The organism is Kitasatospora sp. NPDC001261 (genome assembly GCF_042896795.1).
Classification (GTDB): Bacteria; Actinomycetota; Actinomycetes; order Streptomycetales; family Streptomycetaceae; genus Kitasatospora.
In genome coordinates this window covers 1-13195 of the sequence record NZ_JBIAXP010000058.1, presented here as the reverse complement: position 1 = coordinate 13195, position 13195 = coordinate 1, and the positions used below count along the sequence as shown (strand labels likewise).

Annotated in this window: 10 protein-coding genes; 6 read left to right on the top strand and 4 right to left on the bottom strand. The window is 73.1% G+C overall.

Annotated elements, in window-relative coordinates; translation table 11 throughout:
* Nucleotides 1–1477: 1477 nt before the first annotated feature.
* Nucleotides 1478–2446 (bottom strand): helix-turn-helix transcriptional regulator, encoded by a 969-nt coding sequence (locus ACFY4B_RS42245; RefSeq protein ID WP_380781336.1) that lies wholly within the window; start codon nt 2444–2446, stop codon nt 1478–1480.
* Nucleotides 2447–2552: 106 nt separating this feature from the next.
* On the opposite strand from ACFY4B_RS42245, the gene ACFY4B_RS42240 reads away from it, so the two are divergent.
* Complete coding sequence (locus tag ACFY4B_RS42240; protein WP_375875278.1) at nt 2553–3104, top strand: DinB family protein; 552 nt, start codon at nt 2553–2555, stop codon at nt 3102–3104.
* A gap of 85 nt (nt 3105–3189) precedes the next feature.
* Here the strand turns inward: ACFY4B_RS42240 and ACFY4B_RS42235 are convergent, their stop codons facing one another.
* The gene (locus ACFY4B_RS42235; RefSeq protein WP_375875277.1) at nt 3190–3405 is read right to left on the bottom strand and encodes a heavy-metal-associated domain-containing protein; all 216 of its coding nucleotides are present in this window, start codon (nt 3403–3405) and stop codon (nt 3190–3192) included.
* Between the two features lie 451 nt (nt 3406–3856).
* On the opposite strand from ACFY4B_RS42235, the gene ACFY4B_RS42230 reads away from it, so the two are divergent.
* Together ACFY4B_RS42230 and ACFY4B_RS42225 are read left to right on the top strand one after the other, a co-directional pair.
* Nucleotides 3857–4555, top strand: a complete 699-nt coding sequence (locus tag ACFY4B_RS42230) for a DUF3152 domain-containing protein (protein ID WP_387977078.1) — start codon at nt 3857–3859, stop codon at nt 4553–4555.
* Between the two features lie 207 nt (nt 4556–4762).
* Entirely contained in the window at nt 4763–5701 is a 939-nt protein-coding gene (locus ACFY4B_RS42225; protein ID WP_369808293.1) for a glutaminase, read from the top strand.
* Between the two features lie 111 nt (nt 5702–5812).
* On the opposite strand, the gene glmS is transcribed toward ACFY4B_RS42225, so the two are convergent.
* On the bottom strand, nt 5813–7639 hold the full coding sequence (glmS, locus tag ACFY4B_RS42220) for a glutamine--fructose-6-phosphate transaminase (isomerizing) (RefSeq protein WP_049651653.1): 1827 nt from the start codon (nt 7637–7639) through the stop codon (nt 5813–5815).
* Between the two features lie 124 nt (nt 7640–7763).
* Complete coding sequence (locus tag ACFY4B_RS42215) at nt 7764–8039, bottom strand: hypothetical protein (RefSeq protein WP_049651654.1); 276 nt, start codon at nt 8037–8039, stop codon at nt 7764–7766.
* Nucleotides 8040–8255: 216 nt separating this feature from the next.
* On the opposite strand from ACFY4B_RS42215, the gene asnB reads away from it, so the two are divergent.
* The 3 genes from asnB (at nt 8256) to ACFY4B_RS42200 (ending at nt 13099) form a co-directional block, all read left to right on the top strand.
* Nucleotides 8256–10106, top strand: coding sequence for an asparagine synthase (glutamine-hydrolyzing) (gene asnB / locus ACFY4B_RS42210; protein WP_387977074.1), 1851 nt, complete (start codon nt 8256–8258; stop codon nt 10104–10106).
* 242 nt (nt 10107–10348) lie between these two features.
* Nucleotides 10349–11467, top strand: a complete 1119-nt coding sequence (locus tag ACFY4B_RS42205) for a hypothetical protein (RefSeq protein WP_074004551.1) — start codon at nt 10349–10351, stop codon at nt 11465–11467.
* Between the two features lie 162 nt (nt 11468–11629).
* Nucleotides 11630–13099, top strand: coding sequence for a pyridoxal phosphate-dependent decarboxylase family protein (locus ACFY4B_RS42200; RefSeq protein WP_387977072.1), 1470 nt, complete (start codon nt 11630–11632; stop codon nt 13097–13099).
* Nucleotides 13100–13195: the final 96 nt, after the last annotated feature.

The window sequence follows — 13195 nt, the reverse complement described above, 5'->3', positions numbered from 1 at the left end:
TCACCGAACCCGAGCCCGGCGTGTTCGTCCTCACCAACCCGACACCGGCCACCCAGACCTGAACTCCGGCGAAGCCTCACAGAACACCCTCTCACCACAATCACACCAGAAGTCGGCCATGCCGACTTCCCACGCCACCCCGCCCACAAGGACCCGCCCCACCGCCACCTGACAAGCCCCACTTGATCCCCCACGCCCGCGCGTACGTCGACGGGTCCGACTTCCCACTCCGCCCACCAGCCCGCCACGAACCCGAACCCGCCCAGACCGGCGCCAGAAGTCGACGGGTCCGACTTCCTACTCCGCCATGCCGCCACAGCTGCACAGACCGGAAACACGGCATTCGATGGCAGAGGCACACTCGCCGGTCACACCAGCACTCGGCCCAGGCGACTTCCGACGCCAGCACCGACACCGGGCCGAGGCGCTAACGCCCCAACGGCCACCCGTCAGAAGTCGGCCTGGTCGACTTCCTACTCCGCCGCAACGGGCCGTCGTCCGCCTAGGGCGAGCGCCAGAACAGCAGACCACGACAAAAGCAGCCGCCGGAACGGTGCACCACACCCCCTTGCCGACGCCAGAAGTCGGCCGAGCCAACTTCCCACGCCACCCCGCCCACAAGGACCCGCCCCACCGCCACCTGACAAGCCTCACTTGGTCCCCCACGCCCGCGCGTACGTCGACGGGTCCGATTTCCCACGCCACCTACCGGCCCGCCACAAACCCGAACCCGCCCAGGGCGGCACCAGAAGTCGACGGGCCCGACTTCCTGCTCCACCAACACCGGCCATGCCGCCACAGCTGCTCAGACCGGAAGTACGGCATTCGGTGGCCGGGGCACACTCGCCGGTCACACCGGCACTCGGCCCGGGCGACTTCCGACGCCGGCACCGGGCCGAGGCGGTGATGTGCCGATGGCCACCCGCCAGAAATCGGCCCGGTCGACTTTCCACACCGCCAACCGCCCCCGGCCGCGCCCCGGGGAGGGAGCGAACGCGAAGGCCGAGGCCGAGGGCAAGGGCAAGGCCGAAGGTGAGGACAGAAGCGGAGCAAGATGCGCGGACCGTCAGCACCAGAAGTCGGCCGGGCCGACTTTCCACGCCACCCCCCACCCCGGCCGCAGCCCAGGGACAGGGGCGAGCACCGGGGCCGGGCAAGCAACAGCCAGGCGTAGCGGGGTGCGCGGACTGCCGACACCAGAAGTCGACCGGGCCGACTTCCTACTCCGCCGCAACGGGCCGTCGTCCGACCATGGCAAGCACCGAAGCAGCAGACCACGACGAAGCGCCCGTCAGAACGGCGCACCACGCCCCTTGCCGACGCCAGAAGTCGGCCGGGCCGACTTCCCACGCCACCAACCGCCCCCGGCCGCGCCCCAGGGACAGGGGCGAGCACCGGGGCCGGGCAAGCAACAGCCAGGGGCAGCGGGGTGCGCGGACTGCCGACGCCGGAAGTCGGCCAGGCCGACTTCCTACGCCTACTCCCCCTCCCCCGCTGCGCGGGCGAAGCGGGTGCTCCAGTCCGTGAGCAGGGTCCGGAGGGCGTCCGGGGCGAGTACCTGGAATTCGGCGCCCAGGGAGCCGAGGGCCATGGCGGGCCAGTCGAGCGAGTCGGCGGTCATCCGTAGGCGGCAGCGGTGCGGGGTGACGGGTTCCACGGTGCCCCAGCGGCCGACGCGGGCGCGGACGAACTCCGCCGGTGCCTCGATCAGGGCCTCCACCTGGTGCGGTCGGGGCATCCTGTTGAGGCCCGCGCGGACGAATTCCGCCGCGTCGGCCGCCGGGAGGGTCCGGGGGGCGAAGCGGGCGCCGCTGCCGGTCGGGGCGGTGAGGCGGTCGAGGCGGAAGCTGCGCCAGTCGGCCCGGTCGAGGTCGTACGCGACGAGGTACCAGCGGCGGTTCAGGCAGACCAGCCGGTGCGGTTCGACGTGCCGGTCGGTACCGCGCCCGTCGGCGGCCGTGTACGAGAACCGCACCCGCTCGCCGTCCCGGCAGGCGAGTGCCACCACCGTCAGGACGTCCGGGTCGACGCCCGTGCCCGTCCGCGTCCCCCAGTCCACCGGGACGGTGACCGCGCGCAGCGCCTCCACCCGGCGGCGCAGCCGGGCCGGCATCACCTGGACCACCTTCGCCAGCACCCGCGCCGAGGCCTCGGCGACGCCCTCGACCGGGCTCTCGGCCGCCGCCTGGAGGCCGACCGCGAGGGCCACCGCCTCCTCGTCGTCGATCACCAGCGGCGGCAGCGCCGCGCCCGCCGCCAGCTGGTAGCCGCCGTCGACGCCGCGCTGGGCCTCGACGGGGTAGCCGAGTTCGCGCAGCCGGTCGATGTCGCGGCGCAGGGTGCGGACGGAGACGCCGAGCCGGTCGGCCAGTTCGTCGCCCGGCCAGTACCGGTGGGTCTGGAGCAGGGAGAGCAGTCGCAGCGTCCGCGTGCTGGTGTTCGCCATGCGTCGATTCTCCCTGGGATTCAGGACAGGAAGTGACCGCAATGGTCCGTAGCGTTGTTCTTGTCCGAGGGAGCAGGAACCCGTAGCAGGAACCCAGCGAAAGGCCATGACGATGACCACGACCACCACCCCCGCCGCCACCCAGAACCTCACCGGCGAGCGCGCCGACCTCCTGGCGGCCCTGGAGAAGCAGCGGCACTTCCTGCGCTTCACCACCCGCGACCTCACCGACGAGCAGGTCGGCCTGCGGACCTGTGCGAGCGAGCTGTGCCTGGGCGGCCTGATCAAGCACGTGACCAGCGTCGAGCGGCTCTGGGCGGAGTTCATCGTGCAGGGCCCGTCCGCGATGCCCGACTTCACCGCCTGGACCGAGGAGGACTTCGCCCGCCGCGCGGACGAGTTCCGCATGCTGCCGGGCGAGACGCTGGCCGGTGTCCTCGCGGCGTACGCCGAGGTGGCCGTGCGCACCGACGAGCTGGTGGCCTCCCTCCCCGACCTGGACGCCACCCAGCCGCTGCCGAAGGCCCCGTGGTTCGAGGCGGACGCCGAGTGGTCGGCCCGCCGGGTGCTGCTGCACATCGCCAACGAGACGGCCCAGCACGCCGGTCACGCCGACATCATCCGCGAGTCCCTGGACGGCGCGAAGAGCATGGGCTGAGCCCGGCCGACGGGACGGCAACGGGGCCCGTCGACGACAGCCGACGGGCCCCGCGCCCCCGGACCGCCCCGCCCCGGAACCGCCCTCAGTCCTGCCCGACGAAGGTGAACCCGGCCCCGTCGACGACGCGGCGGACCAGGGCCTCGTCCAGCGGCTGCGCGGAGGCCACGGTGACCCGGCCGCTCGGCGCGTCGGCACTGACGTCGGTGACGCCCGGCAGGACGGCGAGCCCGGCGCTGACCGTCTTCTCGCAGTGGCCGCAGCTCATGCCGTCGACGGTGAAAACAGCGGTGGTGGACATGACGGCGCCTCCGATGGCAGCTCGCTCGGGACAGGTCCGACCCGGACGGATCGACCCGCCCTACGACACCCGAATCCGACGGCGCCGCCCAGGGACACGCCGCCGGGGTGACACCATCGAGCGGTTCCGGGAACCACCCGGGCCTCCCGTCCGACAGGGGCCGGCACCGTGCGCACGCCACCGCCCGAACCGCGAAGGCGCCCCGTACCGCGAAGGCGCCCTGAACCGCCGCCGCACCCCGCCCCGTTCCTCCAGGTACCACCCTTTCGCACGACCGGGCGACGGCCCGGTCGCCGATCGGCCGCCCCGGCCCGCCGATCCCGTCCTGGAGCACTTCCGCCATGTCCACCCTGGCCCCGATCCACGCCCGACCGGACACCACCGCCCTCCTGATGGCCCACGCCGCCCTGCGCGGCGTGTACGGCCATCTGGCCGCGGCGGGAGCGGGCCGGTGAGGGCGCCCGCGCGGTTGTGCCGCTGGAAGCCCCGGCACGCTCTGCCCGCCCTCGCGCTGGTCGCGGCGCTGACCGCCGGGCTGCTCTGGTGGCAGCCGTGGAGCGGCGGGGACGGTGACCGGCTGGCGTTCACCACCGCGCCGGGCGGCTCCGCCCGCTTCGGCACCGGCGAGCACCTGTACCGCTACAAGGTGCGGGTGGAGGACGGGATCGCGGAGAGCCCGGCGCAGTTCGCCGCCGAGGTGGACGCGGTCCTCGGCGACGTCCGGCACGGCTGGGCGGCCGGCGGCACGGCCTCGTTCCAGCGGATGCCCGCCGACCCGGTGGACTTCACCGTCTACCTGGCCACCCCGAAGTCCACCGACCGGATCTGCGGCCAGTACGGGCTGGACACCGGCGGCTGGGTGAACTGCGGCGTCACCCACCAGGTGGTCGTCAACCTCACCCGCTGGACCGAGTTGTCCGAGTTCTACCAGGGCAGGCCCGAGCAGTACCACGCGCTGGCCGTCAACCACGAGGTCGGCCACATCCTCGGCAACGGCCACGTCGACTGCCCCGGCCCGGGCGCCCCGGCGCCGGTGATGATGCAGCAGATCAAGGGGCTGCACGGCTGCGTCCCCAACGGCTGGCCGTACTCGGACACCGGCACCCTGCTCACCGGCCCGCCCGTCCAGGCCCCCACCAACGCCCCGTAGCCGGCCCGCACGCCGCCTCACGCCGCCGCACACCGCCGAGCGGCACAACCCGGCACCGACGGCCTCACGACACCGCACGGGGCGAACCACCCACCCCCCTCCCGACCCACCCGCCCGAAACACGGATAATCCTGGTCGGACCGGACGCACCGCACCGCGCGCCCGGTCCCGGTCGTGTTCCCAGTCGGTGCCGGTGGAGGAGAAGCGTTGAACGGTGTGCCCGGCGGGGAGTACCTGGACTGGCCGGTCCTGCTGGAGGCCGCCGAGGCGGCCGCCCGGGCGACCACGGGCCGGGGCCGGGTCGCCGACTACATCCCGGCCCTCGCCACCGCCGACCCGGAGGCCTTCGGCATGGCCGTCGCCACCGTCGAGGGGGAGCTGCACGGTGTCGGGGACTGGCAGCGGCCGTTCTCCGTCCAGAGCGTCTCGAAGCTGTTCTCGCTCGCCCTCGCGGTGGCCTACGGCGGTGACACCCTCTGGCAGGGCGTCGGCCGCGAGCCGTCCGGCAACCCGTTCAACTCCCTGGTGCAGCTGGAGACCGAGCACGGCATCCCGCGCAACCCGTTCATCAACGCGGGCGCCCTGGTGGTCACCGACCGGCTCCACACCATGACCGGCGACGCCTCGGGCGCGGTACGGGAGTTCCTGCGCCGCGAGTCCGGCAACCCGCTGCTGGACACCGACCCGGTGGTCGCCGCCTCGGAGGCCGAGCACGGCCACCGCAACGCCGCGCTGGCCCACTTCATCGCCAGCCACGGCAACCTGGAGAACCCGGTCGAGACCGTCCTGGAGCACTACTACGCCCACTGCGCCGTCGCGACCAGCTGCCGCGACCTGGTGCTGGCCGGCTCCTTCCTCGCCCGGTACGGCGTGCGCGCCGACGGCACCCGGCTGATGTCCCGCAGCGAGACCAAGCGGATCAACGCCGTCCTGCTCACCTGCGGCACCTACGACGCCGCCGGCGAGTTCGCGTTCCGTGTGGGCCTGCCCGGCAAGAGCGGCGTCGGCGGCGGCATCCTCGCGATACTCCCCGGTCGCGCCGCCGTCTGCGCCTGGGGCCCGCGCCTGGACCAGGCCGGCAACTCCGTCGCCGCGGTCGCCGCCCTGGACACCCTGACCACCCTGTCCGGCTGCTCGGTCTTCTGACCTGCGGACAGCGGAACGCGGGCCCCGGCCGTCCGCACAGCGACCGGGACCCGCGGGTCCGTGACGAGCGCCCTCCGCTCCGAGGACGCCCTCCTCCGAGGCTCCGGGGGACTACTCCACCGTCACGCTCTTCGCGAGGTTGCGCGGCTTGTCCACGTCCCGCCCCAGGGCGACGGCGGCGTGGTAGGCGAGCAGCTGGAGCGGGATGTTGAGCAGCAGCGGGTCCAGCTCGGGCTCGCTCTTGGGCACCAGGATGCAGTGGTCCGCGAGCTTCTCCTCCGGCCGCCGGTGGCCGACGGCGATGACCCGCCCGGAGCGGGCCTTGATCTCGCCCAGCGTGGTGAGGTTCTTGTCCAGCAGCTCGTCGTCCGGAACCAGTGCCACGGTGGGCAGTTCGGGGCTGATCAGCGCCAGCGGGCCGTGCTTGAGCTCGCTCGCCGGGTAGGCCTCGGCGTGCACGTAGGAGATCTCCTTGAGCTTCTGCGCGCCCTCGCGGGCCACCGGGTAGCCGCGCACCCGGCCGATGAACATCATGCCCGCGGAGTCGGCGTACTCGGCGGCGAGTCCGGCGATGGCCTCGCTCTGCTCCAGCACCTCGCGGATCTGGTCGGGCAGCGCCTTGAGCGCGGAAACGATCCGGCGCCCGTCGGCGGGCGACAGGTCGTGGATGCGCCCGAAGTGCAGGGCGAGCAGCGCGAAGGCGACCACGGTGGAGGTGAACGCCTTGGTGGAGGCGACCGAGACCTCCGGACCGGCGTGCAGGTAGATACCGCCGTCACACTCTCGGGCGATAGCACTGCCCACCGTGTTGACGACGCCGAGCACCCGGCCGCCCTTGCGCTTGACCTCCTGGACGGCGGCCAGCGTGTCGTAGGTCTCGCCGGACTGGCTGACCGCGACGTACAGGGTGTCCGCCTCGATCACCGGGTTCCGGTAGCGGAACTCGGAGGCCGGCTCGCTGTGCGCGGGGATCCGGGCCAGCTCCTCGATCAGCTGCGCGCCCATCTCGCCCGCGTAGTAGGCCGATCCGCAGCCGAGGATCTTCACCCGGCGGATCTCGCGCAGCTCCCGGGCGTCCAGGTTGAGGCCGCCGAGGTGCGCGGTGGCGAAGCGCTCGTCGAGCCGGCCGCTCAGGGTGCGCTCGACCGAGCCGGGCTGCTCGTGGATCTCCTTGAGCAGGAAGTGCTCGAAGCCGCCGGTGTCGTAGGAGTCGACCTCCCAGTCCACGGTGGACGGCTGGCGGTGCGTGGTGCGGGCGTCCTCGGTGAAGGTCCGGAAGCCGTCGGCCCGGACGGTGGCCAGCTCGCCGTCCTCCAGGTGGACGACCTGGCGGGTGTAGCGGACCAGCGCGGAGACGTCCGAGGCGGCGAACATCTCCTTCTCGCCGATGCCCAGCACGATCGGGCTGCCGTTGCGGGCGACGACGATCCGGTCCGGCCGCTCGGCGTCGAGCACCGCGATGCCGTAGGTGCCGACCACCCGGCCGAGCGCGGCCCGCACCGCGTCCTCCAGCTCGACACCCTCGGCCACGTTCGCGGCGATCAGGTGGGCGAGCACCTCGGTGTCGGTCTCGGAGCGGAACACCGCGCCGTCGGCGGCGAGCTTGGCGCGCAGCTCGTCGGCGTTCTCGATGATGCCGTTGTGGACGACGGCGATCCGCTCGGCGTTGTCCAGGTGCGGGTGCGCGTTGGCGTCACTGGGGACGCCGTGGGTGGCCCAGCGGGTGTGGCCGATGCCGGTGGTGCCCTTGAACCGGGCCGGTACGGCCGCGGCCAGGTCGGCGACCCGGCCCTTCACCTTGCGGAGCTTGATCCCGCCGCTGCGCCCGGTGACGGCGACACCGGCCGAGTCGTAGCCGCGGTACTCCAGCCGCGCCAGCCCCTCCAGCAGGAAGGGGGTCGCGTCCTTGGGGCCGATGTAGGCCACGATTCCGCACATGCGTGGTCTCCTCTTCGAAGTCTTCGGAAGGTCGGGAACGAGGGCGGTCAGCCCGCTGAGGGCAGCGAGGGCAGTGGGCAGCGAGCGCGATGAGGGCGACGGGCGCTCGGCCGCCTCGGCCGCCTCAGCCGTAGACGATCCGCCGCAGCTGGCGGGCCGAGAGCTCCGGCGCCGAGACCCGGCGCTGCGGCAGCTCCTCGGTGAGCCGGGCGAAGATCCGCTCATTGGTCAGACCGCGTGCCTGGAGCTCGGTGTGGCGGCGGCGCACGTACTCCTCGGTGCTCTCGGAGAAGTACGCCAGCACCTCCGCCACGACCCGCGCCGCCTCCCGGGGCCCGAGCGGGCTGGTCCGGGTGAGGTGGGCGAGGAGGTCTTCGTGGGGGTGGGGTGAGCTCGGCACGAGTGTGGAGCCTAGGTCGGGCCGGCCGCCGAAGCCAAAGTTTCTGCCCGAAATCGGGCAGACATTACGACTTTCAGACCACATCCACGAATCCTTCACATTCGACCGTCGAACGGCCACCCGTTCGCCCCTGTTCCCGAAAGCCCCTTGAAGCGGCGCCAACTCCGCACGTAGCGTGACCCCCTGAACACGAAGCGGAAGACCGGAGGCTTGCTGATGTGCGGGATCACCGGATGGGTCGCGTTCGAGCGCGACCTCACCGCCGAACGGGGGGTCATCGACGCGATGACGGCCACCCAGGCCCGCCGCGGCCCGGACGCCGGCGGCGTCCACCTGGAGCCGCACGCCGCGCTCGGCCACCGCCGGCTCGCGGTGATCGACATCGCGGGCGGCGTCCAACCGATGACGGTCGAGCACGACGGCCGGACGCTGGCCGTGCTCACCTACAGCGGCGAGGTCTACAACCACCGCGAACTGCGCGCGGAACTGGAGGCGGCCGGGCACCGCTTCCGCACCCGCAGCGACACCGAGGTCGTGCTGCGCGCCTACCTGGAGTGGGGCGAGCACCTGGCCGAGCGGCTCAACGGCATGTTCGCCTTCGCGGTCTGGGACATCCGGCACGAGGAGCTGCTGCTGGTCCGCGACCGGATGGGCGTCAAACCCCTGTACTACCACCGCACCCCGGACGGCGTGGTCTTCGGCTCCGAGGTCAAGGCCCTGTTCGCCCACCCCGCCGTCCGCCCGGTGGTGGACCTGGACGGGCTGCGCGAACTGCTCGGCTACGCCCGCACCCCGGGGCTCACCCCGTACCGGGACATCCACGAGGTCCGGCCCGGGCACGTCGTGCGGGTGCGCCGCGAGGGCCTCTCGGTCCGCCGCTACTGGGCGCTGGAGGCGCGCGAGCACCGCGACAGCCTGGAGGCCACGGTCGCCACCGTCCGGGCCCTGCTGGACGACATCGTGCACCGTCAGCTGGAGGCGGACGTCCCGCTCTGCTCACTGCTCTCCGGCGGCCTGGACTCCAGCGCCGTCACCGCCCTGGCCGCCCGGACCCTGGGCGCGGCCGGGGCCGGCCCGGTGCGCTCCTTCTCGGTCGGCTTCGCCGGGCAGAGCGAGACCTTCAACGCCAACGACGTCCGGCAGACCCAGGACGGCCCGTTCGCCCGGCTGCTCGCCGACCACGTCGGCGCCAACCACAGCGTCGTCGAGCTGGACGCGGCCGACCTGACGGACCCGGCCCGGCGCTCCGTCGTGCTGCGCGCCCGTGACCTGCCCAACGGCGTCGGCGACATGGACACCTCGCTGCTGCTGCTCTTCCGGGGCGTGCGCCGCCACTCCACCGTCGCGCTGTCCGGCGAGTCGGCGGACGAGCTCTTCGGCGGCTACCGCTGGTTCCACGACCCGGCCACCATCGCCGTCGACGACTTCCCCTGGGCGCTCGGCCTCACCGGCATCGCCGGCGGCGGAGCCACCCCGCGCGAGCACCTCCTGGACGCCGAACTGCTCCGCAAGCTCGACCTGGACGGCTACCGCAGGGCCCGCTACCGCGAGGCGGTCGCCGAGGTCCCGCACCTGCCGGAGGCGGATCCGCTCGAACGGCGGATGCGCGAGATCTCGTACCTCAACCTGACCCGCTTCGTCTGCATCCTGCTCGACCGCAAGGACCGGATGAGCATGGCCAACGGCCTGGAGGTGCGGGTGCCGTTCTGCGACCACCGGCTGGTCCAGTACGTCTTCAACGCCCCGTGGGCGATGAAGTCCTTCGACGGGCGGGAGAAGAGCCTGCTGCGCGCCGCCGTCCGGGACGTGCTGCCGGCCGCGGTCGCCGAGCGGGCGAAGAGCCCGTACCCGGTCACCACCGACCCGCACTACCCGGCGAAGCTGCGCGCCGAACTGGCCCGGCTGGCCGTCGAGCGCACCTCCCCGGCCCTGGACCTGCTCGACCGGCGGCGCCTCGCCGACGCGCTCGCCCCGGACACCGACCCGCAGTCCGTCCGGCTGGCCGTCGACCTCGCGCTGGACTTCGACGCCTGGCTGACGGAGTACCGGGTGACGCTGGAGCTCTGACCGCCGGGGCCTGAACGCGTGTGGGGCGCGGGTGCCGCCACCCGAACGGCGCACCCGGCGACGCCCGCGCCCCCGTACTCCGTCCGGGTGATTGTGCGGAACCATCCCGCCGGGCCCGGAGGTCCCACGGTGCGATAGCGTCGCCGACACCTCCCGAATGGCGGGCGAAATCGCGGCCTACCGCTCACGTGCCGTCAGGATGGGAGCGAAACGTTCACCTCGATCCGCCGGGGGATCCCGTCATGCAGCCGCGAGTCTTCGCGATTCTCACCGCCCTGCTCCTGGGCGTCCTGGGCCTGGGGTCGGTGGCCGTCACCGACTGGTCGCCCGCGGCGGCCACCGCGTCCCTGACCGCCGTCGCCCCCGGGGCCCCCGCCGCCGGCGCCCGGCCGGCCGCGGCCGGCCCCGCGAGCGCCACCCCGACCGGCGACCCCGCCGTGTGGACCCGCTCCACGCTGCGCAACAAGGTGATGGCCGAGATGGACGCCACCGACCCCGGTGTCGCCCTGGCCGACCTCGACAAGATCACCAAGGAGAAGCCGTACACCGTGCGCTTCTGCCACCCGATCGCGCACGAGCTCGGCCACGCGGCGGTCAAGCGCTTCAACGCCGACTTCCAGAAGGTCATCTCCTTCCCGCACGAGACCTGCGCGGCCGGCTACCTGCACGGCGCGGTCGAGGAGATGCTCAACGCCTCCACCCAGCCCGAGACGGACCTGCTCAAGCTCTGCGCGCCCAAGAACACCGGGCCCTGCATCCACGGCGTCGGCCACGGCACCATGTTCGTCGCCAAGCAGGACGTCGCCAAGGCGCGCGACCTGTGCAACAAGTTCCCCTCCGACCAGAACCGGATCCGCTGCTCCGAGGGCCTGTTCATGCAGCTCTTCGGCCCGGACGAGGAGGACGAGCAGGCCAAGGCCAACCTGCCCGCCGACAAGCTCGCCCAGGACCCGCTCTACCCGTGCAAGGACCAGCCCTCGCTGTTCCAGTCGGCCTGCTTCTTCTACGCCCCGACCTTCTTCCTCTCCTCGCACGACTACCCGAACCACCCCGAGGTCTACGCCGAGGCCCTCAAGTGGTGCCTCAACGGCAAGGCCAGCGGCGGGGCGGTGGACTGCAGCCGCGGTGTCGGCTCGCGCACCATGAAGTACAACCTGGACCGCGAGGACTGGGCGTCCGAGCAGTGCGCGACCGCCGCCGACGGCTGGCAGCGCAAGGCCTGCGCCGAGGGCCTGGTCAGCTACTACACGGTCAACTACACCGACGGGGGCGCGGCCGGTCGGCTCTGCGCCAAGATCACCAACAAGGAGATGCAGGGCTACTGCCGCTCGGCGAGCGGCCTGTCCAGCTCGCTGGACTGACGCCCCCGGTCCCCCGGACCGACGCCCCGGGTCTCAGCAAGCAGGCTCGCACCGCACGGTGCGGGCCTGCTTGCGTAGGATCACCCGATCATCGCCTGACCCGGGTGCGCCAAGGACGCCGCGCCTCGCCCAACCCGTCCCCCGGCCTCCCTGGAGCACGCCATGACCACCGAGGACTCCCCCGGCACCGACTTCCCCGGCACCGACGTCGCCGACGCCGATTTCCGCCGTGCCGCCCACGCCACCGCCGACCTCGTCTCCGACTACCTCGCCGACCTGCCCGGACGCCCGGTCTGGCAGCCCATGGACGAGACCGCCCGCCGGGCCCTGCTCGACGCCCCGCTGCCCGCCGAGGGCCGCCCGCTCGACGAGCTGATCGGCGCCATCGGACGGGACGTCCTGCCGTACCCGATGGGCAACGGCAACCCGCGCTTCTTCGGCTGGGTCAACTCCGCCCCCGCCCCCGCCGGGGTGCTCGCCACCCTCGCCGCCTCCGCGATGAACCCCAGCTCGGCCGGCGGCGACCACGCCGACGTCCACCTGGAGCGCGCCGTGGTCCGCTGGATAGCCGAACTGGTCGGCTTCCCCCACCCGGCCGGCGGCGGCCTGCTCACCTCCGGCACCTCGATGGCGACCATCGTCTGCCTCGCCGCCGCCCGTAACCGCGCCGCCCGGCGGGCCGGCCGGGACGTCCGCGAGGAGGGCCTGGCGGGCCTGCCGCCGCTGGTCGGCTACGTCACCGGCGAGACCCACTCCTGCGTCCGCAAGGCCGCCGAGCTGCTCGGCCTCGGCAGCCGGCAGCTGCGCACCGTGGCCACCGGCCCCGACGGCCGGCTGGACACCGCCGACCTGCGAGCGGCCGTCGAGCGCGACCGCGCGGCCGGCCTGCTGCCCTTCCTGGTGGTCGCCTCGGCCGGCACCGTCGGCGCCGGCGCGGTGGACGGGTTCGGCCCGATCGCCGACCTCTGCGAGGAGCAGGGCCTCTGGATGCACGTGGACGGCGCGTACGGCGCCTTCGGCCGGCTCGACCCGGCCATCGCCCACCGCTACGCCGGGCTGGAGCGCGCCGACTCGCTCGCCCTCGACCCGCACAAGTGGCTCGGCGTCCCGGTCGACTGCGGCTGCGCGCTGGTCCGCGACACCGAGGAACTGCGCGGCACCTTCAGCCTCGTCCCGTCCTACCTGCGCGACGAGTCGGCCGGCGCGCTCGGCTGGTTCTCCGAGTACGGCACCGAGCAGACCCGCCCCTTCCGGGCCCTCAAGGTCTGGGCCACCATCGCCCACAAGGGCCGGGCCGGGCTCGCCCGGGACATCGCCCGGTGCACCGCACTGGCCCGCAGGCTCGGCGAACTCGTCGAAACAGACGAGGAGTTGGAGCTGCTCGCCGAGGTGCAGACCTCGATCGTGGCGTTCCGCCACCGCGCCCCCGGCCGGGACGGGGCCGCCCGCGACGCCCTCAACCGCGACCTCCCCGCCGCCGTCCAGCGGCGCGGCCGGGTCTTCGTCACCGGCGCCCGCCTGGACGGCGCCGAGCTGCTCCGCGCCTGCCTCCTCAACGCCGCCACGACGGAGGCCGACCTCCACCTCCTGCTCGCCGAGGTCAAGGCCGCGGCCCGCGACCTGCTCGGCTAGACCCAATGCCAGTGACTTAGGTTGTGGCTGCTCTGGTGATCGCGATGACTGCGGGGACTGGTGGTGGCCAGTTGCGGTGTTGGACGCGTTTGAGGG